The organism is Campylobacter coli LMG 9860, from assembly GCF_000254135.1.
Lineage (GTDB): Bacteria > Campylobacterota > Campylobacteria > Campylobacterales > Campylobacteraceae > Campylobacter_D > Campylobacter_D coli.
This window is the reverse complement of the sequence record NZ_AINS01000001.1, coordinates 54,570-79,276: the sequence shown is the minus strand read 5'-3', so window position 1 is coordinate 79,276 and position 24,707 is coordinate 54,570. Positions and strand designations below refer to the sequence as shown.

21 protein-coding genes, 1 tRNA gene, 1 other RNA gene and 1 pseudogene are annotated in these 24,707 nt (G+C 31.3%); 11 read left to right on the top strand and 13 right to left on the bottom strand.

The window, feature by feature from the left end; all coding sequences use genetic code 11:
- Positions 1–37: 37 nt before the first annotated feature.
- From CCO88_RS10295 to CCO88_RS00345, 8 genes and pseudogenes are all read right to left on the bottom strand, one after another.
- Positions 38–1,278, bottom strand: a pseudogene (locus CCO88_RS10295) (DUF2920 family protein).
- Positions 1,278–1,793, bottom strand: a complete 516-nt coding sequence (locus tag CCO88_RS00375; RefSeq protein ID WP_002838045.1) for a type II secretion system protein — start codon at positions 1,791–1,793, stop codon at positions 1,278–1,280. The pseudogene CCO88_RS10295 and the gene CCO88_RS00375 overlap by 1 nt, the downstream one beginning before the upstream one ends.
- A 3-nt stretch (positions 1,794–1,796) precedes the next feature.
- Positions 1,797–2,804: a tRNA (adenosine(37)-N6)-threonylcarbamoyltransferase complex transferase subunit TsaD gene (gene tsaD / locus CCO88_RS00370; protein WP_002838995.1), complete on the bottom strand. Its 1,008-nt coding sequence runs from the start codon at positions 2,802–2,804 to the stop codon at positions 1,797–1,799.
- The gene (gene pgp1 / locus CCO88_RS00365; RefSeq protein WP_002838994.1) at positions 2,801–4,195 is read right to left on the bottom strand and encodes a peptidoglycan D,L-carboxypeptidase Pgp1; all 1,395 of its coding nucleotides are present in this window, start codon (positions 4,193–4,195) and stop codon (positions 2,801–2,803) included. Before pgp1 ends, tsaD begins: the two co-directional genes overlap by 4 nt.
- Before the next feature lies 1 nt (position 4,196).
- On the bottom strand, positions 4,197–5,267 hold the full coding sequence (gene dxr, locus CCO88_RS00360) for a 1-deoxy-D-xylulose-5-phosphate reductoisomerase (protein ID WP_002838992.1): 1,071 nt from the start codon (positions 5,265–5,267) through the stop codon (positions 4,197–4,199).
- Complete coding sequence (locus CCO88_RS00355) at positions 5,264–5,989, bottom strand: phosphatidate cytidylyltransferase (protein WP_002838990.1); 726 nt, start codon at positions 5,987–5,989, stop codon at positions 5,264–5,266. Before CCO88_RS00355 ends, dxr begins: the two co-directional genes overlap by 4 nt.
- Before the next feature lie 8 nt (positions 5,990–5,997).
- Entirely contained in the window at positions 5,998–6,336 is a 339-nt protein-coding gene (locus CCO88_RS00350) for a hypothetical protein (protein WP_002838987.1), read from the bottom strand.
- A gap of 2 nt (positions 6,337–6,338) precedes the next feature.
- Positions 6,339–7,646, bottom strand: coding sequence for an NFACT family protein (locus CCO88_RS00345; RefSeq protein ID WP_002838985.1), 1,308 nt, complete (start codon positions 7,644–7,646; stop codon positions 6,339–6,341).
- A 62-nt stretch (positions 7,647–7,708) separates the two neighbouring features.
- Between CCO88_RS00345 and CCO88_RS00340 the strand changes: the two genes are divergently transcribed.
- The 8 genes from CCO88_RS00340 to CCO88_RS00305 all read left to right on the top strand — a co-directional run bounded on the left by CCO88_RS00340 (position 7,709) and on the right by CCO88_RS00305 (position 14,020).
- Complete coding sequence (locus CCO88_RS00340; RefSeq protein WP_002780540.1) at positions 7,709–8,284, top strand: molybdenum cofactor guanylyltransferase; 576 nt, start codon at positions 7,709–7,711, stop codon at positions 8,282–8,284.
- 98 nt (positions 8,285–8,382) lie between these two features.
- A complete protein-coding gene (locus CCO88_RS00335) occupies positions 8,383–9,276 on the top strand; it encodes a phospholipase A (RefSeq protein ID WP_234888770.1) in 894 nt (297 codons plus the stop codon).
- A 132-nt stretch (positions 9,277–9,408) separates the two neighbouring features.
- On the top strand, positions 9,409–10,377 hold the full coding sequence (gene ceuB / locus CCO88_RS00330) for an enterochelin ABC transporter permease CeuB (RefSeq protein WP_002799191.1): 969 nt from the start codon (positions 9,409–9,411) through the stop codon (positions 10,375–10,377).
- Positions 10,370–11,308 carry an enterochelin ABC transporter permease CeuC gene (gene ceuC / locus CCO88_RS00325; protein ID WP_002777770.1) on the top strand — a complete coding sequence of 313 codons (939 nt, stop codon included), beginning with the start codon at positions 10,370–10,372 and terminating at the stop codon, positions 11,306–11,308. The genes ceuB and ceuC overlap by 8 nt, the downstream gene beginning before the upstream one ends.
- On the top strand, positions 11,305–12,060 hold the full coding sequence (gene ceuD, locus CCO88_RS00320) for an enterochelin ABC transporter ATP-binding protein CeuD (RefSeq protein ID WP_002785724.1): 756 nt from the start codon (positions 11,305–11,307) through the stop codon (positions 12,058–12,060). The genes ceuC and ceuD overlap by 4 nt, the downstream gene beginning before the upstream one ends.
- 14 nt (positions 12,061–12,074) lie before the next feature.
- Positions 12,075–13,064 (top strand): enterochelin ABC transporter substrate-binding protein CeuE, encoded by a 990-nt coding sequence (ceuE, locus tag CCO88_RS00315; RefSeq protein ID WP_002777774.1) that lies wholly within the window; start codon positions 12,075–12,077, stop codon positions 13,062–13,064.
- A 165-nt stretch (positions 13,065–13,229) separates the two neighbouring features.
- Complete coding sequence (locus CCO88_RS00310; RefSeq protein WP_002838982.1) at positions 13,230–13,862, top strand: membrane protein; 633 nt, start codon at positions 13,230–13,232, stop codon at positions 13,860–13,862.
- A 67-nt stretch (positions 13,863–13,929) separates the two neighbouring features.
- Positions 13,930–14,020, top strand: a tRNA-Ser gene (locus tag CCO88_RS00305).
- A gap of 515 nt (positions 14,021–14,535) precedes the next feature.
- On the opposite strand, the gene CCO88_RS00300 is transcribed toward CCO88_RS00305, so the two are convergent.
- Positions 14,536–16,368 carry an ammonia-forming cytochrome c nitrite reductase subunit c552 gene (locus CCO88_RS00300; protein WP_002777780.1) on the bottom strand — a complete coding sequence of 611 codons (1,833 nt, stop codon included), beginning with the start codon at positions 16,366–16,368 and terminating at the stop codon, positions 14,536–14,538.
- 15 nt (positions 16,369–16,383) lie between these two features.
- Positions 16,384–16,875: a cytochrome c nitrite reductase small subunit gene (nrfH, locus tag CCO88_RS00295; RefSeq protein ID WP_002777782.1), complete on the bottom strand. Its 492-nt coding sequence runs from the start codon at positions 16,873–16,875 to the stop codon at positions 16,384–16,386.
- Between the two features lie 181 nt (positions 16,876–17,056).
- Here nrfH and CCO88_RS00290 point away from each other — a divergent pair, with 181 nt between their 5' ends.
- On the top strand, positions 17,057–19,141 hold the full coding sequence (locus CCO88_RS00290) for an RNA degradosome polyphosphate kinase (protein ID WP_002780516.1): 2,085 nt from the start codon (positions 17,057–17,059) through the stop codon (positions 19,139–19,141).
- A 141-nt stretch (positions 19,142–19,282) separates the two neighbouring features.
- Here CCO88_RS00290 and CCO88_RS00285 read toward each other — a convergent pair whose 3' ends face one another.
- From CCO88_RS00285 to CCO88_RS00280, 3 genes are all read right to left on the bottom strand, one after another.
- Positions 19,283–21,562, bottom strand: coding sequence for an autotransporter outer membrane beta-barrel domain-containing protein (locus CCO88_RS00285; RefSeq protein ID WP_002799743.1), 2,280 nt, complete (start codon positions 21,560–21,562; stop codon positions 19,283–19,285).
- A 205-nt stretch (positions 21,563–21,767) separates the two neighbouring features.
- Positions 21,768–22,126: a transfer-messenger RNA gene (gene ssrA, locus CCO88_RS10115) on the bottom strand.
- A complete protein-coding gene (locus tag CCO88_RS00280) occupies positions 22,127–22,537 on the bottom strand; it encodes a hypothetical protein (RefSeq protein ID WP_002783915.1) in 411 nt (136 codons plus the stop codon).
- A gap of 90 nt (positions 22,538–22,627) precedes the next feature.
- Between CCO88_RS00280 and ruvB the strand changes: the two genes are divergently transcribed.
- Positions 22,628–23,638, top strand: a complete 1,011-nt coding sequence (ruvB, locus tag CCO88_RS00275) for a Holliday junction branch migration DNA helicase RuvB (protein ID WP_002777794.1) — start codon at positions 22,628–22,630, stop codon at positions 23,636–23,638.
- Positions 23,639–23,647: 9 nt separating this feature from the next.
- Complete coding sequence (locus CCO88_RS00270; protein ID WP_002777797.1) at positions 23,648–24,691, top strand: AI-2E family transporter; 1,044 nt, start codon at positions 23,648–23,650, stop codon at positions 24,689–24,691.
- The last annotated feature ends 16 nt before the right edge of the window (positions 24,692–24,707 follow it).

The window sequence follows — 24,707 nt, the reverse complement described above, 5'->3', positions numbered from 1 at the left end:
TGTATGTTTTTTTCTAGTATGGTCATGAAAGTTTTCCTTAAATTTTATCTATCTTTAACAATATTTTGTCATCTTTTTCGCTAAATTGATACAACAAATCCTCACAAGGATAAGAGATACATTTTTCTTTATAATCTTTTTTTAGATTTTGTTTTATTTTTTCTAACATTAAAGGAAGTTCTTTTTTAATCAAAAGTTTTACTGGAATTCCCATGCCATGATTTAAGTTTTTAATAAATTTTCCATCAACTTGAGATTCTTTAGTAATAGAACACAAAGTTGCATCAAAGCCAAGTTTCTCAAGCTCTTCATAAAGCATAGTTTTTTCTTTTAAAGAAACATACTCATCATATAACGAATGATAACTTATAAAGCAAGTTTTTAAATATTTTGATTGTTCTAAAAGATGATCTTCCTCTAAAAGATTTCGAATTTTTCTTCTTGCGGGAGAAAAAAAACAAGGCGATGAAGAATTACTTGTCCAAAAAGTTTTTGTCGAACAATGTGTTTTAATATGATGAAAAAAATCAAAAGTAGAAAATTCACTATACTGCATAAAATCTATTTCCTTTCCAAAGCCTACAACTTTCCATAAAAACTTAGCGTATGCAGAATTATCCAACACTCCATCTACTAACCAAGGTGCAATCTTAGCCGCCAAATGTGCTAAATATCCCCCGTGAGAACTACCTATCATAATAACTGGTATACCCCCCCCATAGTATCAAAAGGAGCATGTTTTTTAAGGTAAAGTGTGACATTTAAAAGATCTTGAGCTTGCATAATCCCAAAATTTTGATATTCGTTTTTTGCAGGTTGTAAACTCACATGTAAATTTAAAAAATAATTTGGTGTAAAATTACCTTTTTGCTTGCCTTCAATTATTTGATTATTTACAAAATGAAAAATCTCACTCATTTGTTTATAGTCTTGAATTTTATCAACATCATAAGGAAGCTTGATATCCGCAGCTTCACAACTTACTTTTAAAATAAGCTTGTCTATATCATCTAAATAAAAAGTTGATCCAGTTTGAGGACGATTACCAATACAATGATAATTTACTCCAACTACAGCAGTATTAAATTGCCTTACCATATAATCACCAACATATTGGATCGATGATATATCATCGCCCATACCTTGCACCACAAACACCAAGGCTTCAGGTGTTTTTTCATCATCATACCAAAGCTTAAATTCAAGCTTTGATTCTCTTTTTATATCAAGTTCTACATCATCACAAGAGTCAATCTCATAAGTTTTACTCACTATCATTACATTCCCCCTATTAAAAGATAAGTTTTACTCGCTAGGTTTTTAAAATTTTCATTCTTACTTAAAATCACACAAGCTTTATTGCTAGAAGAGCTTGTAAAGTCTATATTTTCTAAATCTTCATGGCTTTGATTGGCTGCGTTGATGATAGCATTTTTGCTTGCTTCATTACTTGAAATTCCCATGAGTATAAAATCCGCTCTATCTATAAAAACAAGTTTTAAGCATTCTTTATCATCGCCTACGCGAAAATTTACTTCTTTTGTGCCATTGAAATTGCCAAGATCGACATTTTCAACCCCACTTACATTACTCATCGTTTTTATAGAGCTTAAATGATCATTTTTTAAAGTATAAATGCTTATATCATTGATTAAAGTTTTAAGGTTGTTTAAAGACTTGCTAACTTCAGCTTCATCCTTACTTGAACTCATTTTTGGCAAAGCAATAGCGGCTAAAATTCCCAAAATAACGATCACAAAAACAAGTTCTAATATAGTAAAAGCTCTTTTCACTTTTTACATCCTTAAAAAATTTTTATTTTTTGGGCTTAAGATCTCCTCTTCAAGCTCCACAAATTCTTTTCTTTTATAAGTATCAACCCCAGCTCTTGCTATCATCAAAGCATTATCAGAGCAGTATTTTAAAGGGGCTAGTTTTAATTTACTTTGATATTTTTCACATAAATTTTGCAAACGAGAACGCAAATTTAAATTCGCACTTGCTCCTCCCACAACACCAAAGGTTTTAAATTTATAAAGATTAAAAATCTTTTCTAATTTATCCATGATATGCTCACATGCTGCATTTTCAAATCCATAAGCAATTTCTGCTTTTATATCTTCATCTAAATTTTCATGCTTTAAAATTTCTAAACGCACCGCATTTTTAAGCCCTGAAAAACTATAAGCAAGCTCTTTAGAGTGTTTTAAAGGGATGTTAAAATGGATATTTTTTGATTTAGCTTTTTGGGCTAAATTTTCTATAAGCACTCCACCAGGATAGCCCAAATTCATCATCTTAGCTACCTTATCAAAGCTTTCGCCAAAGCTATCATCATTGGTCCTTGCTAAAATTTCTATTTTTCCATCTTCCTTAAGATAAAGAACCTTAGTATGCCCACCACTTACGAGCAAAATTCCCATATCAAGGCAAATAGGCTCCTCTAAAAAAAGACTATAAATATGACCTTTAAGATGATTGATAGCCATTAAGGGCAAATTTAGGCTAAGTGCTAAAGTCTTTGCCATGCTTATGCCACTAAGCAAAGAAACACTAAGTCCAGGTTCATTTGTCACAGCTATGGCACATAACTTATCAAAATACCCCTTGCATTGCTCAAGTATCTTTGGCAAAGCCTCGCTATGAAGTCTTGCAGCAAGTTCAGGTACCACTCCCCCATAGATACTATGATCTAATTCTTGGGAAATTTTTTTATGAAATTTACATTCTAAGGTATTTTTATCAATGATAGCTATAGAACTATCATCACAAGAACTTTCTATAGCTAGGATAAGATTTTTCATTCAAATTCCACTAAAATAGAACCGATAAATTTATCTTTAGCTCTTGCAGTTCTTAGCGTAGCAAGATCAAGTATTTTAGCATTTTTGATAAGCTTGCTTTCGACACTATTTTCTAAGAATTGCTGCAAATTAGCCCCTCTTAACTCATAAAATTCTACGCGATAAATTTTTCCTGCCATATCTAAAGAATAAGGCTTTTGCATATTTTTTTTAGAAACTAAAATATTGCTTTCATCCTTGCTATGATCAAAACCTATGATATTTACGCGCACATTAGCTATCTTTGGAATAAGAAAATTCTCTTTTACTTTTACCTTGGTTCCAAAAGGAACTGTGGTTTCATTGCCATCAACTTGAAAAGTTACTTCATTAAAAGGGTTGCTAAATTCAAGATATTCAGGATAGAGCCTTGTTTGAAATCGGTTGCCGTATTGGATATAAAAAGAATTATTTTCAGCTATGACCGCGGTAAGTTCATTGCTGGTATTATAATTTAACTCCTTATTAACAGGAAAAGGCACATAATTGATAACTTGTCTTGGATTTTTTAAAGAAAGTAAAATTTTATCATCAAAAAGCTTGACTTCAAGCTCTTGATTAATCGCCTTATCAACACCTTGCGGGGTAAGCTCAAAGGTTCTAGTAAATTCAATTCCTGCTGTTTTTAGATAGTTTTCGATGGCCAAAAGATGATAATAAGCTCTTAGATTTACAGGCAAATTTTTACTTGCTTCATTTGCAAAAGCGGCTTTGTGATTTGAAATCACAAAATAAGTTAAAGCTTTAAGCATTTCCGTATCGCCAAGCTCTTGGGTTTTGGTGTTTTTAAGATGATAAGCATGCTTTGGATCAGCAAGTGAAGAATTGACACTATTTACGGTTTGAGTGGCGATATTTTCAAGATCAGGGTATTTGCTTGCATTGATTTCACTTGTGTCAATCACGCTTGAATTTCCCCAACGCTTAGGATTTTGCATCGCATCGATATAAGTAGGTTTATAAAAACCCCAACCATCGTGAAGATTGATCACCATACTAACTTCAGGAAGTAAAATAAGCTCTTTAATGCGTTGCACGGTTTTATAATCAGGATCCTTTGGGCTAATGCTTGCAAATTTACGGTTTAAATCCCCATTATTCCCACGCGAACGCTTGATAATGCTATCAAAAGCTAAATTTGGAGCCACTATAATCTTACCCTTGGTGATATTATAATCACTCAAAAGCAAACTTGCCGCATGAAATCCACCAGGCTCATCACCTTGAATTCCACCAAAAATTAAAACTGTATTATTATCATCTAGACTTTTTCCATTTTCTCCTACGCTAAAGTCTAGCTCTAAAGCAAAAATGCTTGTTATAAAAAATAAAATTGTTAAAAAAATTTTCATTTTAACTCCTTAAATACTCTCTTGTTTTATAATCATACTCAAAAACCTCATCAATACTTGAAATTTTAGGCACACCAAAATGATCCAATGCTTTAAAAACAATATGAGCGATATCTAAAAATTGTATTTTATGATCTAAAAAATTTTGCACTCCAATTTCGTTAGCAGCATTGATAATCACGCCTAAATCAGGATTGTTTAAAAGCTCGTCTTTGAGTTTAAAAATAGGATATTTTTTCGTGCTGATTTTATAAAATTTTAAACCAGAAAGTTTAACAAAATCAACCGGCTCTAAAATTTTACTATCATGCTTAGAAAAAATAGCCTCTGATATAGATAGTTTCATATCAGCCCTTGAAAAATACGCCGTACTTGCACCATTTTTAAACTCACACATGGCATGGACTAAAGATTTTGGTTCGATGAGAGCATCGATATTTTTAAAATTATACAAATGATAAGCTTCGATGATTTCAAAAAGTTTATTTGCCATTGTTGCACTATCTATCGTGATCTTTGAACCCATATTCCAATTTGGATGCTTTAGAGCATCTTTGACACTCACATGACTTAAATCTTTAATTTTATGTTTATAAAAAGCTCCGCCACTTGCGGTAACATAAAGCTTTGCTATGTCTTTTTTGCCCTCAAGTAAAAATTTCAAAGCCGAATGCTCGCTATCTACGGGTAAAAATTTCGCACCTTTTAGAAATTTTCCAGCAATGACCAAGCTTTCTTTGTTTGCCAAGGCGATTTTTTTGCCAAGTTCCTTTGCTTTTAAAGTGCTTTTTAATCCTGCAAAACCCACAATGGCATTGAGTAACAAATCATCTTCACACAAGCTTAAAATTTCTTCTAAACCCTCTTGTCCTACAAAAACTTTATCGTGTTTTACTAAATGCTTATCTTTAGAGTTTTTAATCGCTACAAATTGGGGTTTAAATTGTTCTATTTGCTCATTTAAAAGACTTATATTTTCCCCGCAAGCAAGAGCAGAAATCTTGATATTTTTTAAAGTGGCAAGTTTTAGGGCATTAAGCCCTATACTTCCTGTACTTCCAAAAACTATCATAAAAGAGTAACCATCACAAAAGTAGCGATAATCACCGCATCAATTCTATCTAAAATTCCACCATGCCCTGGTATAAGATCTCCACTATCCTTTACACCCGCTTCTCTTTTAAAATAACTCTCAAGCAAATCACCAATGACTGCAAAAAATGCTACAAAAAATGAGCAAAGCAAAGAAAGCCAAAAACTATAAACAAAAATTCCTATCAAAGTGCCCAAAATACTCGCACAAACAAGACCACCTATCACACCTTCTAGGGTTTTGTTAGGACTTGTTGGAGAAAAAGGAGTTTTACCCATAAGTTTTCCGATAAAATACGCCCCACTATCACAAGCTGCAACGATAATGATAAGCCAAAAAAGTGCAAACATACCCTGATCTAAATACACCTGCCAAAGCGCTAATACAGGCAAACTAGGATAAATATAAATAAGAGCTGGTTTTAAGGAAGCCTTTTTATAAACCAAATATCCAACGACTAATAACAAAGCTAAAATCCCAAAAAGCAAAGCTTTATGCGATAAACTTCCCAAAATAAAAGCTATAGCCAAAGGGATAATAGAGATATTTTCTAAAGCAAAAAGTTTTTTTGCTTCACTAAAAGATAGATACAATAAAACCGCAAAAACGATAAAATTGATAAAAAATTGATCAATCAACGCGATAATAATAATAGCCCCTATCATCACAAGAGCTGAAATAATTCTAGTTGTATTAAACATATTTTTCCTTATATACTAATATCTAAGCGATGAATGCTTTGTGCGTCTTTAAAATTTGGATCTTTAGACTCATCTTCTTCATTTTTCTCATCATCGCTGGTTTTAGCTTCTTGATTGTGTTTTTTCTTTTTTTCTTCTTGTTCGGCTTTTTCTTTGATCTCTTCTTTGATTTCATGAGTCTCATTGACTTTCTCAAGCTTGTTTAAAGTTTTTTCTTTTTCATTAAATTCAGCCATATTTAGCGTAGCTGCAAAACCTTCTTTTGCAAGCTCATTACTCGCTTGAGTGGCAGGATAAGCCATATTTTGATTTATATAATTGACATTTCCTATTGGGCTAACTGGCATTTTTAATCCTTTGTGATATTAATACTTTTAAAATTTGTATATTTTACAAACGCCTTTTGCTGAACCTTAACAAAATTCTTTAAAGTATAATCGACCCAATATGAACCTTTCTTTAATCCTGAAAAATTCACGCAAAGCCTTGCGCTAAATTCTATCACATCAAGGCTGATTTTTTGCTTGTTTGAAATAATTAAAACATGAGAACTTGGAATATCTCTTACATGCAGCCACAAATCATCTTTTTTTGCGCTCTTTAGCAAATTTTCATTGCCTTTTTCATTTTTACCCACGCAAATTTTAAACTCATTAAAATAAAAATTAGCTATGCCATTATCTTGCTTGTTTTCTTGATTTTTCTTGGTGCTTTTTTTAGGCAATAAAATTTCAAGCTCAAATTCATTTTTAGCCTTGCTTAACATTTCTTTTAAGCCATAAGCAAACTCTAATTTTTCTTTTAAATTTTCTCTTTGTAAATTTAAATTTCTAGCTTTTTGTTCTAATTTTTTAGCATTTTTATACAATAAATTAGCGCTTTCTTTTGGACTTAAATCGAGTTTAAATTTTACTTTTTTTCCTTCAAAATCATCAAGTTCAAATTCTCTTTCGTATTCTTTTAAAATGCTTAAATTAGCAAATAAAATATCCGCTTGCTTTCTTAAATTTAAAGCTTGATCTAATAAAACTTCTTCTTTGTCTAAAGCAAGATAAAGCTCTTTTAAATTTTCTATTTTTTTATCGATTTGAGCGAGTTTGAGTGTTTGAATTTGCTTGATTTTATTTGCATGTAAAATTTCAAATTTTTGAGTAAAATAATCTTTAAAATTTTTTATTTCTTCAAATTTTTCATCCATTTTATAAGGCTTTAAAGACTCTAAAATCACATTAGGTTTTACAACACGATAACTTTTATCAATATGCCTTAAAGCCTCTATGATCAAATCTTTTTCATCTGTAAGAATAACATTGGTATTTTTACCCGTAAATTCAAAATAAATCTTGCTTTCATAGCTCTTATAAGCTTTATCTACCTTAACACTAAAACACAAAATGCGATTATCTTGAAGCAATTTCACCTCTTTGATAAAAGCATTATTAAAGTATTTTTTTAGCATAAAATCAAAAGGAGCGTTATAGTTTTTACTCATTAATTTTGCAGTATAAATAGCACTCATTCCACGAGTTAAATCAAAAATAAATCTTTCTCTATTAAAGCTTAGCTCTAAAATATTATCATTAACACGCTTGATAAAATCGATTTTTTTAAATTGGGAAAAAAAATTTTGTAATTGCATAAGTTCTGTGTATTTCATAAAAGAGATTATAAGATATTTTTGATGAATTTATGATAGAATTGAAATAAAAAAGGAAATTTTTGAAACTTGAAAATTTAAATTGCGTGATTTTATGCGGTGGTAAATCAAGTCGTATGGGAGAGGATAAAAGCAAATTGATTTTTAAAAATCAAACCTTAACCCAATTTCAAGTAGAAAAATTTTCAAAAATATTTAAAAATGTTTATGTGAGTGCTAAAGAGGACAAATTTGGAGCAAAATTTAAACTCATAAAAGATTGCCCTGAATTTGAGATTTATTCCCCCATGCTTGCACTTTATTCTATACTTTCAAATTTTAAAGATGAATTTGTTTTTATTTTAAGCGTGGATAGTCCTAATCTAAGTGATAAAGAACTTTTAAAGTTCTTGCCTTCTTTAAAGCAAGACTATCAAATCATCATTGCCAAAACTCCTTCACATAAACATCCTTTATGCGGATTTTATCACAGCTCTGTAGCTCACTTTTGTAAAGAATTGCTAGAAAAAAATGAACAAAAAATCGCTTTATTATTTTCTAAAGCAAAGACCCACTTTGTAGATTTTGAGGATGAAAGTCCTTTTTTAAATCTTAATTTTTATCAAGAATATGAGCAATTTAAAAGCGAGTACGAGTGAAAAAAATTCTTTTTTTGATATTTTTTTATAGTTTGGTATTTTGCGATGATTTTGAACAAGCTTTAGAATTTGAGAAAAAAGGACAATATAAAAAAGCTATGCAAATTTATAAAAAACTAGCCTTGCAAAATTCTCCTAAACAAGATTTAAAAGAAAATAATGCTTCTTTACTTTCAAGCATAAAGCACGAAACACAAAATACCCAAAAAACACCTAGCACAAAAGAGGATTTTTCGCGCATTGCTTTGGCAAATTATTTAGGAGAAAATTCAAGTTTTAATCCCCTTGGAATCAGCTCATATAAGATGAATTATTTCTTACCTTTTGCTTATAGTTTTGGCTCATTAGGCGGGGAAAATAGAAAAACTGAAATGAAATTTCAACTCAGTATTAAAAAAAGATTATTTGAAGATTTGTTAGGATTAGGTGAAAAATATTATGTAGGCTACACTCAAACATCTTGGTGGCAAAACTATAAACATTCCTCACCCTTTAGAGAAACAAATTATCAACCTGAATTTTTTGTAGATATTCCTTTGCATTTTGAAGATTATAAATTTCTTAATAATCTAAGAGTAGGAATTTTGCATGAAAGCAATGGCAAAGGAGATGAGAATTTAGAATCACGCTCTTGGAATAGAGTTTATGCTTCAAGCGTGTTTTTATATCAGCGTTTTTTATTTGTTCCTAGAATTTGGTATAGAATTCCTGAAAACAGCGAAGATGATGATAATCCTGAAATCACACATTATATGGGAAATTTTGATATCAATATGGGGTATTTAGGAAATGATTATTTTATAAATCTCATGCTAAGAAATAATCTTGATTTTCATGACAATAAAGGTGCTGTGCAAGTGGATATAGGATATGATATTTTTGATAATGGAATTTATTGGTATTTACAATACTTCAATGGCTATGGAGAAAGCCTTATAGATTACAACAAACGCTTACAAAGACTTTCTACGGGATTTTTGATTTCATATTAAATTTAATTTTCTTTTTTGTAGATTAAATTAAAACAATCAATTGAGATTTTATAAATTTTTATAGTTTTTTAAATTATTTTATTTTAAAATACGATTTTATTTTTGATAATTATTATTACTATAAGGAAAAAATTGCTTTTTAAACACTTGTTTAGTTTAAATATTCTTTTAATTTTACTTGTTGTTTTTGGAATAATAAGCTTATTTATAGGGGTTATTCGTATCAATTTAGACGATATTTTTTCACTCAGCACTACCCAGCTCGAAATCATTTTACTTACAAGAATTCCAAGGCTTATTGCAATTTTGCTTACAGGTATGAGTCTTAGTATATGCGGACTCATCATGCAACAACTCACGCAAAATAAATTTGTTTCTCCAACCACTGCAGGGACTATGGATTGTGCTAAATTTGGCATTTTGATTTCTTTAATATTTTTTACAGGAGCTTCTTTTTTTACTCAAACTATCATTGCTTCTGTATTTGCACTTTTGGGTTCTTTTATATTTATCCAAATTCTAAGAAAAATTAAACTTAAAGATGTGATTTTTGTGCCTTTGATAGGATTAATGTTTGGTGGGATTATAAATGCTATAACCACTTTTTTTGCTTATGCTTTAAATTATATACAAAATATCCAAGGCTGGCTACAGGGCAGTATGGCAAATGTTATGCAGGGAAATTATGAATTGCTTTATATTTCTTTACCGCTTTTTATACTTGCTTATTTTCTAGCCCATAAAATCACTATAGCAGGTATGGGAGAAGATCTTGCTTTAAATCTTGGAGTTTCTTATAATACAATCTTATTTTTAGGCTTAATAATAGTTTCTATTATCACTAGCGTAGTGATTGTAAGCATTGGAGTTATACCTTTTTTAGGTCTTATCATCCCTAATCTTGTTGCCATTTATCGCGGGGATAATCTTAAGAAAAATCTTATCTATATAGCATTATGCGGGGCTTTGTTTTTACTTATTTGCGATATTATCTCAAGACTTGTGATTTTTCCTTTTGAAATGCCTTTGAGTATAACCACAGGTGTTTTGGGCTCTTTAATTTTTATTTTTCTTTTACTCAAAAGGAAAACTTATGCGTAAAAAAATCTTAATCTTAGCTTTTTTAACCCTTATAATGGCACTTGTTTTTGTATTTGCAGGTTTAAAAGATTTTGATGAATACGCATTAAAAAATCGCTTTTTGCAAATCGCAGCTATTGTTATAGTGGCTATTTGTATAGCTATATCAACTGTGATTTTTCAAACTCTTTGCAATAACAAAATTTTAACCCCTGCCATCATAGGCTTGGATTCTTTATATATGCTTCTTCAAAGCGCCCTTGTCTTTTCTTTAGGTTCTGCAAATTTGAGTGTATATAGAAATGATATTAATTTTTTAATCACTCTAGCTTGTATGGTTGTATTTTCTTTAGGACTTTATAAAATTCTTTTTAGCAGTGATAAAAGTATTTATCTTATCATGCTTTTAGGTTTGATTTTTGGAACACTTTTTAGCACACTAAGCTCTTTTTTTGAAATTCTTATCGATCCTGATGAATTTATGATTATTCAAGGAAGAATGTTTGCAAGTTTTGATAATGTAGCTTTTGATGTTTTAGCCCTTGCTTATATCGTAACTTTGCTTAGTTTTATTTGGATTTTTCGCTATATGAAATTTTTAGACCCTTTAAGTTTGGGCAAGGATTTATCCATAAATTTAGGGATAAACTATCAAAAAATTTCAAAACATCTTATGATAATAATTGCTATTTTAACTTCTATTAGCACAGCACTTGTGGGTCCTATCACCTTCCTAGGACTTTTAGTAGTAAATATCACTTACGAACTTTTTAAAACTGCAAAGCATAGCATTTTACTACTTGCTTGCATACTCATTAGCATTTTAGCTTTACTTGGGGGAGTATTTTTTGTCTCTAGAATTTTTGATTACAATACAACCATAAGCGTTATTATCAATTTTTTAGGTGGAATATATTTTATCTATCTTGTATTAAAAGGCAATAAACTATGATAAGATTACAAAATATCACCAAATGCTACGATCAAAAGGCTATCATTTCAGATCTTAGTATCGATTTTCATAAAGGAAAAATTACTTCCATTATAGGGGCAAATGGAGCAGGAAAATCTACTCTTTTAGCTCTTGCAAGTCGTTTAATCAAACCCGATAGTGGGCGAATCTATATCGATGGCATGAATTTAACACTATACAAAGAACAAGATCTTGCGCAAAAAATTTCCATTCTTAAACAGCAAAATCATATTAATTTAAGATTAAAAGTTGAAGAATTGGTCGCATTTGGACGCTTTCCACACTCTCAAGGAAGAATTAATTTAAACGATAAAATGAAAATCGATGAAGCACTTGAGTATATGGGACTTAACACTCTAAGAAATGAATTTTTAGACAGCTTAAGTGGGGGACAAAAACAAAGAGCTTTTATAGCAATGATTATCGCTCAAGATACTGAATTTATCATGTTTGATGAACCTCTTAATAATCTTGATATGAAACATAGCGTACAAATCATGCAACTTATGAAAAATTTAGTAAAAGACTTTAATAAAAGCATAGCCGTTGTACTTCATGATATCAATTTTGCTTCGATTTATTCTGATGAAATCATAGCCCTAAAAAATGGAAAACTCTTAAAACAGGGTTTAAAAGATGAAATCATCCAAGAAGATGTTTTAAGACAAATTTATGATATGGATATCCCTGTAAGTCAGATTGATGGGAAAAAAATTTGTATTTATTTCTAAATAAAGGAGAATATATGAAAAAATCTTTAGTTTTTGCATTTTTTGCATTCTTTTTAAGTCTAATTTTAACAGCTTGCGATTCTAAATCCAATGAAAACAACGCAAGTACTGCAATAAAAACTAGCACTACGGTAAAGGTTATACCTATTAGTATGAGTGATGAGGGTGATAGCTTTTTAGTAAAAGATAGCCTAGGTGAAAACAAAATTCCAAAAAATCCTTCTAAAGTTGTGATTTTAGATCTTGGAATTTTAGATACTTTCCATGCCCTAAGACTTAACGATAAAGTTGCAGGAGTTCCAGCTAAAAACTTGCCAAAATACTTACAGCAATTTAAAGACAAGCCTAGTATAGGTGGAGTTCAACAAGTTGATTTTGAAGCTATTAATGCTTTAAAACCTGATCTTATTATCATTTCCGGACGCCAAAGCAAATTTTATGAAAAATTAAAAGAAATTGCTCCAACTATGTTTGTAGGACTTGATAATGCAAATTTCTTAAGCTCTTTTGAAAACAATGTTTTAAGTGTTGCAAAACTTTATGGCTTAGAAAAAGAAGCTTCTGAAAAAATTGCAGATATTAAAAATGAGATAGAACAAGCAAAAAGCATAGTAGATGAAGATAAAAAAGCTCTTATTGTTCTAACCAATTCTAACAAAATTTCCGCTTTTGGACCTCAATCTCGCTTTGGAATCATTCATGATGTTTTAGGAATCAATGCTGTGGATGAAAATGTAAAAGTAGGCACACATGGAAAAAGCATTAATTCTGAATTTATACTAGAAAAAAATCCTGATTATCTATTTGTAGTTGATAGAAATATCATTGTGGGTAATAAAGAACGCGCACAAGGCATACTTGATAATGCACTTGTAACTAAAACCAACGCTGCTACAAATAATAAAATCATTTATCTTGATCCTGAATACTGGTATCTAGCAAGTGGCAATGGCTTAGAATCATTAAAAACCATGATTTTAGAAGTAACAAACGCTATTAAATAAACCCTATGTAAGAGAAGTTGTTCTCTTACATTCTCTTATCCAAATCCAACTATCAAGTACAAATCTTAAACAAATTTAAGTTTATATCCACTATAAAAAATTCACTTTCGCTTCACATTCTTTTGTCAAAATACCATACAAATTGATAATCAAAAAGGAGAGAAAATGATTAACAAAAACAAATTATTTAGACAAATTCACATTTATGTGAGTTTATTTTTCTTACCCTGTGCTGTACTTTTTGCACTTACAGGGATTGCTTATATCCTTGGAGCCGATCAAGATACGGGTTTAAAGGTAGAAACTTATAAACTTGTAAAAAATATAGAACCTGGTAAAGAAAAAGATGCACTCATCCAATACTTACAAGAAAACAATTTAAAAGTTCCATCTGACACTGAAGCTACTCAAGGCAAAGGCAAGGGGGCGAATATGGGCGGAATACACCATAATGCCAATGCAGCTCCTGCTAATGTCAAAGCTGGCAAAGGTAAAAACAATGAAATAACTATAGGTGGAGCACATTATAGCGCCAATATAACTCCTGTTGCTCAAAATGAGTATGTAATAACTCTTAAAACTAGATCTTTGTTAGGCGATATGATCATGCTTCATAAAGATAAAGGGGCGTGGTATTTTTCTGTGCTTAGCATAGGCTTTGGTATTGCTTTATTTTTACTCTATATCTCAGGACTTATCATTACTTTATTTGCTAGTAAAAAAGATAGACAAAAACAGCTTGCAACACTTGGAGCTGGGGTTGTTATCACTATACTTTTAGCTTATCTTAGTCTTTAATTTTTTTATCTAGCTTTTTTAAGCTAGGTATTATCTAATTTTTTATATAATCACACTTTAATTTATTGGACAGATGGGTGAGCGGCTGAAACCACACCCCTGCTAAGGGTGCAGATCTTAATCGGGTCTCGAGGGTTCAAATCCCTCTCTGTCCGCCACTGACTTTCAAAAAAAACTATCAACTATCATTTTAATTACCTTTTATATATTATTTGCATTTCAAAAATAAACTTTACAAAGCTTTTTCTTAATCAATAAAATAAAATTCAATTTTATCCTTATTTTTCAACCAAATAACGCAAGCTTTAAAAATAAAAATTTCTATACTTTATCCATCTAAAATAAATGAGCTTTTTTCGTATAATCCAATAATAAAATTGGTTATTTTTCATTTAAAAACGATCTATTTAAAGCAAAGAAGCATTGATTTAAATTCTAATTTTAAAAAACTATAAAAATTATTTTTGTCGTTTTTCTTAAGCAAGTGCTATATTTTTTATAAATCCATCTTATCGTGTGTACTAAACAACTCAAAATTAATCATAGACTTTTATCTATAAAAATTTACTGCTTAAAAAAGCATAGAAAATATAAAAACATTAAACAGATAAAAATTATAAGATTTTATTTTGAAAGATATAAAAAAAGCCCTAAAATATAGGGCTTTTAAGAATTATTTTTTATCAATTACTTGATAATTATACGGAGCAAGGTTTTTATCGTGTTCTAAAAGTTCTTTTGGAGGATTACCATTTACTTCTATTTCATCACCATAATAACGCTCTCCTGCTTTATGTCCATTAACATCTACTTTATAATAAAGCTCTCCAGGATTAAATTTTTGCATATCTTCAAAACCTAAATTTGAAGTTTTAAAATCATTAATGCCATTAGCATTAGCAATTTCTATAAGTTTAATTTGTCCTGTTTTAGCCATATCTACAGCTTGTAAAAGCATTCTTGAAGCCTCACGAGGATTGTGGAAACCTGTTGAATTTTCAGCATTAACAAAATCAGCTCTCATTTGAGATTTGCGGTGAAGCTCTAAAACTTCTTTAAGTTCTTCACTAATCTTGCTTGCATCAGCTTTACCATCAGTTTGGAATTTTTCCATATTGCCTAACTCATCACGCAATTTTTTAGTATCCATGATTAGGCTAACAATAGCATATTCAGCTGTTCTTTGATCATGCGCTACACTATTTTGTATATCACGAACTTGAGCTCTTAAATAATCCTCGCTTTGTTTATGGCAAGTTTTACAAGCAGAATTAATATCTCTTAATGGAGAAGTGATATTGTGTTGAGAAATTTTCTTAGCACCTTCTCTAACATAAGGCATATGACAATCCGCACAACTTACTCCATTAGCAGCATGCACACCACCACTATAAAGCTCACTTTCAGGGTGTTGAATTTTAATGATTTGCGCACCTGTTAATTTATGAGTGAAATCCGCACCAAATACATTGCGAACTTTATCATAATAATCATCTAACATTTCGATTCTAAAAGGCTGATCTTTTTTCCACTCATTCCATGGGAATGTTAACATGATACCATTAGCTTCGATTTCTTTTGGTTGATTGCCATCTCTCCAAAATTCATATTCATCATAATTTTTTTGAGTGCCATCCCACCATTTTTTAGAACTATCATCAGCAATGGTTTCGCCCATTACTTTTACTTTTTCTCCTGTTGGTTTAAAATAATACTCAACATGGCATTGTGAACAAACCAAAGTTCTCATCTCTTCTCTTGTGGCTTTTACGCCTTGTACTGGATCTTTTTCATAACCTCTAGCAACTAAAGCGTTAATTGCAGCAGGACGAGTAAGTCTTAAGCTCATATCGTTTGGATTATGACAATCTGCACAAGTCACACCCATTCTCTTACCACCATGCGGTCCTGCATGCTCTGGAGAATTTTCTACTATACCATCAACAGCGGGAACATTTTTAATCATAGTCCAATAATTTGTAGAGTTAAATGCGACAAAATCTCCCTTTGCAATATTATTGATAAGCCATGGAGTCCATCCACTATGGCAGTTCATACACGCTGCTGGCTGACCCTTAAATGCTTTAAGTCCGTGAGCATTAAGAAAATCTTTATTATTTCTTGCGGTTTTCATTTGATCTACTTGAACCCAAAAATGTCCTCTTTCTTCATTAAAATCAAGACTAAAAGGATATCCAGCCCAAAGTATTGTTAGTTGAGGAAAACGAATAAGTTTTGAATAAGATAAGTTACCGCCAAATTCTGTAGCCTTAGGCTCTTCTTCTTCAACTGTTAAATACATTTTAAGTTGCTCTGGAAAAACCTTTCCCCATCTTTCAAAATTTGGATTATCATCGCTAAGTAAAGAAAAATCCGCATTTGCAGCAATGGCATTTTTGTTTGCCTCGTCTTCTTTTTTTTGATTTATATCATTATTGAGCCATAAAACTCCCACTATAAGCAAAACTAAAACAACGATAGCTAAGCGTAAAAAATTTTTTTTCATTCAATTTCTCCTTAATTAAATTCCATGTTTGTGACCCACATCTTGATGACAAGAAGCACATTTTAAAGATTTGTCCGCATGTGGATTTGTTGTAGCATTGATGGCTGTTTGAGCAAAATCAGCATGACAACGAACACAATTATCTTGTATCATATTCCTGCTTTTTTCAGTTGCACTCAAATTTGTAGGAAGCTCATCAAGTTTAAAAGTAAAAGCATAAGCATGATTTAAACCGCTTTCAGCTTTAGCTATCCACTTAGCCAAGAAACCATGGGGTAAATGACAATCAACACAGGTTGCCCTAGCTTCTCCTTTTACCTTTTGTGCATGTGGCCCTGCCATATATTCATTATAAACCTCGTTCATAATATGGCAATTGTTACAAGATTCACTTGCATTACTTAAGTAAGATGTACCTTTTGCATTATAAAAGGTATAAAATCCTACCGCAAAGAACACAAAAAGCAAAACAAGAAAAATACCAAAAAGATTCAAAGATTTTTTCAAAATTTTCCTCCTTAAACTTTCAGAATAAATGAAATTGTTATTCTAACATATAGCTTTTTAAGATAAATTTAAAGATATATTTACTCTTAATTAACCGGAATAAAAATTTTGAATTTTATTTCTCTAAAAAACTCATTATTTTCAAAAATAAATGTTAAAATAACGCAAAAAAGGAGTTTTAATGCAAACAAATCCGAATATGTTTTTAAATAGAGAACTTTCTTGGCTACGCTTTAACTCACGGGTATTAGATCAATGTTCGCGTCCGTTGCCTTTATTAGAACGCCTTAAATTTGTAGCTATATATTGTACCAATTTGGATGAATTTTATATGATACGCGTTGCCGGATTAAAACAACTTTTTTCAGCTGGAGTTAATATAAGCAGTAGTGATGAGATGTCTCCTTTGCAGCAATTAAAAGCTATACGCAAATATCTTCACAAAGAAAAAGATCTTTTAGAGCATTATTTTAATGAAATTATAAGCGATCTTGAAAAAGAAAATCTTTTTATCAAAAATTATGAAAATTTAGACAACAACCTCAAACAAAAATGTGACGAATATTTTTTCTCTACTATTTTTCCTGTTATTGTTCCAATCGCTGTGGATGCGACTCACCCTTTTCCGCACCTAAATAATCTTTCATTTTCTTTGGCGGTTAAAATTTGTGATAAAACCCATCCTGAGCTTATCAAATTTGGAATGATTCGAATTCCAAGAGTTTTACCTCGTTTTTATGAAGTGAGTGCCAATGTTTATGTTCCAATTGAAAGTATAGTAGAAAAACATACAGAAGAAATTTTTCCAGGTTACAAACTCCTTGCTTCAGCTGCTTTTAGGGTAACTAGAAATGCAGATATGGTGATAGAAGAGGAAGAAGCTGATGATTTTATGATGATATTAGAGCAAGGCTTAAAACTTCGTAGAAAAGGTGCTTTTGTAAGATTACAAATTCAAAAGGGTGCAGATGAACAAATCGTAGAATTTCTTAATACTCATATGAAAATTTTCCACAAGGATGTTTATGAGTATTCTATCTTGTTAAATCTTCCTAGCCTTTGGCAAATTGCTGGCAATAAAACCTTTACTCATCTTTTAAGTCCCCTTTATACACCTAAAACCTTACCGCCTTTTGATGAAAATTTATCCATTTTTGATGCGATAGATAAAGAAGATATACTCATCATTCAACCTTTTGAAAGCTTTGATCCTGTTTATAAGTTCATCAAAGAAGCAAGCAAAGATCCTGAGGTTATTTCTATAAGAATGACTCTTTATAGAGTAGAAAAAAACTCTAACATAGTCCAAGCCTTAATCGATGCAGCAAGCGATGGGATACAAGTTACAGTTATGGTAGAGCTTAAAGCTCGCTTTGATGAAGAAAACAATCTTCACTGGGCAAAAGCTTTAGAAAATGCTGGAGCTCATGTGATTTATGGAATCACTGGCTTTAAAGTTCATGCCAAAGTTTCTCAAGTTATACGCAAAAAAGGCGATAAGCTTAAATTTTATATGCATTTAAGCACGGGAAACTACAATGCAAGCAGTGCTAAAATCTACACTGATGTGAGTTATTTTACAAGCAAAGTTGAATTTGCAAGAGATACAACAAGCTTTTTTCATATACTTTCAGGTTTTAGCAAAAATCGTCGCCTTCAAACTCTCTCTATGAGTCCAAATCAAATCAAAGAAAAAATTCTAGAAATGATAGCTTTAGAGGCAAGCAAAGGAAGCGAAGGAGTTATCATTGCAAAGATGAATTCTCTTGTAGATAGCGATATCATAAAAGCTCTTTATGAAGCAAGTATAAAAGGAACTCAAATCGATCTTATCGTGCGTGGAATTTGCTGTTTAAAACCTAATGAAGAATTCAGCAAAAACATACGCGTTAGAAGTATTATAGGAAAATATTTAGAACATGCTAGGGTGTTTTATTTTAAACACAGTGAGCCAAATTATTTTATATCAAGTGCGGACTGGATGCCAAGAAATTTAGAGCGTCGTTTAGAACTTATGACTCCTATATATGATGAAAGAAGTAAGGCAAAATTAGCACAATTCTTGCGCTTGCAACTCAGCGATAATTTACTTGCTTATGAACTTCAAAATGATGGAGAATATGCAAAAGTTGCTAGCAATGAAAAAGTGATTGACTCACAACAAATTTTAGAAGAATATGTCAGTAAAATTTATAAAACACTTAAAAAAGATACAGATCAAAGTCGTGCAACGCACTTAGCTTCTAAACTTTTCAAAGAAAACTAAAAGTTTTTAAGGTTTTTACTCTAAAGACTTATTTACTTGTTTATTATAAAAAAGGACTTTAAAATAAAGCCTTAGGAGATTTCCCATAGAAATAAACAATCATTTCTAAACTATAAAAAGATTTAGAAATGATTTTTAAGATTAAAATTTATACTTAAGTCCTACTTGACCACTTAAGTAAGTTTCATTTTTATTATCTACTTTACCTGCTAGTATTTGTTTAGCACCAAAGCCAAGATTCATACTGAGTTGATTTGTAAAATCTACATTACCCCCTACGATAATTTGTCCGTATGTTTTTTTCTTGTTGTTAGCTTCTACACTAGTAAAGAAAGCATTATTTACAGCTAGGTTAGCTGTGTAATCATCACCACTATTGATAACAAATTGTTCTATTTTTGGAGTTACAAAAATATAAGAGTTTTCATTCATATATTTTCTAAATTCAGCACCCACTTCAACACTTACAGAATTGTTTTTCATAGAATCAATATCTTTAGCAATAGCACCATTTTCTGTATGAGATGGAGTATAACTAAAATAATAATTTACTCCCGCAAAAGGTTTGATAAATAAAGTATTATCACTAAAGTCAAACACACGACCTGCATTAGCACTAAGTCCTAAGAATTTGCTTGTATAATCTGAGTTATATGCACCATCTATTTGAACATTGTCTTGTTTAGTTGGAGAAACTTGAGCATAAGCTTTAAGATTAAGTTCCCATTGTGGAGCTACATTGATAGTAGAATACATACCTAATTGGAAGTTATCGCTTTTTTGTTCTAAATTATTGTCTTTGATTTTAGCGTTTGCATAAGTAAAATAAGCACCCCATAAAACATCATCATTAGCTTGTTTATCTACTCCCACGGTAGCACCATACATTGCACCACTATCTCCATCGATAATATTAGCACCACCAAAAGCATTAGCCCAAACACTATTGGTATATTCATTTACATAGCTTGGTCTCATATCACTATCTAAAGCAGCAAATTTAAGACCATTCATTTTAGAAGCATAAGTTCCAAAAGGATTGTTTAGCATTGCTACACGAGAACCTATAGAAACATCATTAGAAATATTCATAGTGGTATTCACTGCACTAGAAGCTGAATTTAGATTAGATACAGATTTACCTGTGTTGTCTGTGTCTTTTTTGATATCTAAAGCTAGTTTTACACCTTCTCTACTTGCTAAATCTGCTCCTATACTTCCTAATTGTTCTGTGATAGAACGAAGTGCTAGGATAGAAGCTTTATCATTAGCGCTAAGATTTAAATTTGAATTTTTATTTACTAAATCAATGTATTTTTCATCATCGATTTTACCGCCGTTTTTCTTAGCTTCTTCTAACATTGTTTGAATTTCAGCTTGTTGCTTTTTAAGGGTTTCTTTGGCTTGCTCCCATTCTTCACCTTGGCTAGAATCAAATTCATTTTTAAGCAATTTATCGATAGTATCTATATCTACTTGAAGTTGAACTAGCTTATCTTTAGCCGCTGCAGTAGCACCTCCATTAATCACTAAGCATTTATTGCCACCGCAGTTTTGAACACTAAGTTTATAATCTACTAAGCCTTTTTCTCCATCGCCGTATTTATCTTCATCGCTAATATCTATTATAGTTGCTGCTTCCAAAGGATCTTTGCCTTGAACATCGGTTGAGATATAATCACCTGCGAATTTTAAAAGTAATGCACCTGCGTTATTATTTGCTTTTAAAATGTTTTCATTGAAATCTTTAGCTTGAACTATTACTACATTATTTGCTTCTAAGTCTGTATAAGAGCGCTTCATAAGTCCAAAATTTGAATTTGTAAGATTTGCAGTTCCATTTACCTTAACAAAATTTCCATAAGCAGCAAAAAGGGTTTTATCGGCAGTAAAATTTCCATTTATAGTTAAGCTACCATTAGCACTTTTTCCTTCAACTGCTCCATTTCCATTATAAAGAATTATACCTGAACCTTTTTTTTCATCCTCGGTAATGGTTTCAGCTCCTGAGCTAGTCATAGTTAAATTTCCATTAATCACCGAAGGTGCAAAAGCTTGTAAAACTATATCTGTTGTTTTAACCTCTTTAGCAGTAGCGTTTAGATTTGTTACATAAACAGGATTTTGGCCATTATTGTGTGTAAAGCTTAAAGTATTGTTTTTACCGATATCAATGTTCAATCGATAATCATCGCTATCATAATCATCGTTTGGTAAATCCCAAACACCCATTTTGATACTTAAATCTTGCCCTTTGTACTTATCAGGATTTTTAAGATTGATATCCTTACCATTTTCTTCAAAATAATTTCCCACATCTGAAGATTGTGTAAGATTGATTTCTTGTGCAAAAGCACTCGAATAAAGCAAAGTTGCTACACCTAAGCTTAGCAATATCTTGCTCGAAGCATTTTTCTTCATAAGTTTCTCCTTCAATAAATTTAAACTGAAGGAATAATTATACCCCCCCCTTAAAAATAAGCTTAAAAATAAAACTATAAATTTTTAATGAAAAATTATAAAATCCAATATATCAAAGTTTTAAGGGTAATAAATCGATCTTAACTTCATATAAAAAATTCTAAAAATTTGAAATAAACTTATGATTTACTTAAAATTAGCGTGATGGTGGAAGCGAGGGGAATTGAACCCCTGTCCAAAAATAACCCCACAAAGACTTCTACATGTTTAGCAAAGATGACTACTTCACCCTACTTCGCTCATCTTCCAAAACTCAAAAGCAAGGCTAAGACCTTATTTCACCTCAACGCTTGTCAAACGCAAGGCTACACTATCAAAAATGACCGAAAATTAAGCTAGATAGTATGACTTAAATTTCAGGCTCAACTGAACTTACGCAGCTTTAGCGTAAGCAGGAGCGAATTTAACGTTATTTGCGTTTAATTTTATTTGGGCTTTTTACGCTTTGCCCAAAGCGACATGCCATCTAAGCAGACTTACTCCTGTCGAAGCCAAGTCGCTCCCTTATTTAGAAATAATATTTGGAACATTAACAATTAAAGGATTAAAAACCGCTAAAACAGAATCATCATTTTCATATGAACGACAATATTTTTCAAATTGATCACTCATCAAAAGCATCCAATCCGTAAATTCATCACTAGCAGGCCCATTAAAGCGATTTGCTTGCGCCATCATCTCTTCACAAAATACACAAAAATCAGTCACTTCTTCAAGATTTAAGCGTCTTGCTGCCCAAGCGGTATTGTGTGCTAAAGTTTCAAGCTCTTTTATGGCTTCTTTATAACGCACGCTATCGCTTCCAAGCTTGATGATTAAAGGTTCAAACCTATCGCACATGGTTCTAAAAAATTGTAAAAATTTTTCTATATCGTCAATTTCATAATCTAATTCTAATTTTGTTAAAATTCCCATTTTTAAACCGCATTGCTAAAGTTTAATGCAAATTGTAGCAAATTTTAGCTAAAATCTTATTTTAATTTTCCAAAGTATAAGAATGAAAATATGGACAGAATAGTAGAAATAGAAAAATATTCTTTTGACGAAACTTATGAAACTTCTCTGCGTCCTTCAAATTTCGATGGCTACATAGGACAAGAAAACATTAAAAAAAATTTAAATGTTTTTATTAGCGCTGCAAAAAAAAGAAATGAATGCTTAGACCATATACTTTTTAGTGGGCCTGCAGGACTTGGCAAAACTACATTAGCTAATATTATTTCTTATGAGATGGGTGCAAATATCAAAACAACTGCGGCTCCTATGATAGAAAAAAGCGGGGATTTGGCTGCAATTTTAACCAATTTAAGCGAAGGAGATGTGCTTTTTATCGATGAAATTCATCGCTTAAGCCCTGCTATTGAAGAAGTACTTTACCCTGCAATGGAAGATTATAGGCTAGATATCATCATCGGTAGTGGCCCTGCAGCACAAACTATAAAAATCGATTTGCCTAAATTTACACTTATTGGCGCTACAACCCGTGCAGGAATGCTTAGCAATCCTTTAAGAGATCGTTTTGGAATGCAATTTAGACTTGAATTTTATAAAGATGAAGAGCTTGCTATCATACTTCAAAAAGCTGCACTAAAGCTCAATAAAAGCTGTGAAAATGAAGCTGCACTTGAGATTGCCAAAAGAAGTCGCTCTACCCCTAGAATCGCACTTAGACTTTTAAAAAGAGTGAGAGATTTTGCAGATGTAAATGACGAAGAAACGATCACCAAAGAAAGGGCTAAAGAAGCATTAAATTCTTTAGGTGTCAATGAGCTTGGTTTTGATGCGATGGATTTAAGATATCTAGAGCTTTTAACAGAGGCTAAAAGAAAGCCTATAGGACTTTCTAGTATAGCGGCAGCTTTGAGTGAAGATGAAAATACTATTGAAGATGTAATCGAACCTTATTTGCTTGCAAATGGCTACATAGAACGCACTGCCAAAGGTCGTATAGCAAGTACAAAAAGTTTTAGTGTACTTAAGCTTAATTACGAACAAACTTTATTTGATGAAAATTGAAGGAAAAAAATGCAAACTGGAAAAATTTTTCTTATCTGTTTTATTTTAGTGGTTTTATCCCTTTTACTTTATCTTTTTAAGGGTTTTTTACTTGTTATTATCATTGCAAGTTTAATGGCAGTTGCTACCTCAAATGCAAATGCTAAATTTTTAAGCCTAACAAATGGGCGTAAATTTTTAGCCTCTATGCTAACAACTGCATGTATGGTTTTACTTTTCTTCGCTCCCTTTGTCTATGCGATGATCGAGCTAGCTAAGGCTTTAAAGAATTTTGATATCAATCTTGTCACACAAACGCTCAATTATGTTAAAAATTATCAATTTACCCTACCCGAAAGCCTTAGCTTTTTAGAACCTAAAATCAAAGAATTTCTAGCTTCTATAGACTTAAATAGCATTTCTAAACAAATTTTAAATTATGCTTCAAGTTTTACAAAATCAGGAGCTAAATTTCTTATAGATATGGTGTTAATCTGTATATTTTATTTTTTTGCTAATCTATATGGAACAGAATTAGTAATCTATATAAAATCTGTCATTCCTATCGACAAACAAGAACTTGATGATATTTTAAGCGAAGTGGGTAATGTTATGGCCGTGGTGCTTTATTCTATGATCATTATCGCCATACTTCAAGGAGCACTTTTTAGCATCATTGCTATGTTTTATGGATATGATGCCATCTTAATGGGTGTAATTTTTGCTGTAAGCTCTCTCATACCAGCTTTGGGTGGAGCTTTGGTGTATATCCCTATAAGTCTTTATGAATTTGCTTCAAGCGGTCTTGGTTCTGCACTTGTTATTTTTATTTATTCTGTTGTTGTTATCTCTTTTATCGCTGATACCCTAGTTAAGCCTTTAATCATTAAATGGATTAATGAAAAACTCGTAAAAACACCCGCTAAAATCAATGAACTTTTGATTTTCTTAGCCATGATAGCTGGAATTTCAACTTTTGGTTTTTGGGGTATTATTTTAGGACCTGCAATTTTAACTTTTTTTATTTCAACAATAAGACTTTATATGATTTTAAAAGATAAGAATTTAATTTAAAATAAAAAATGTTTCT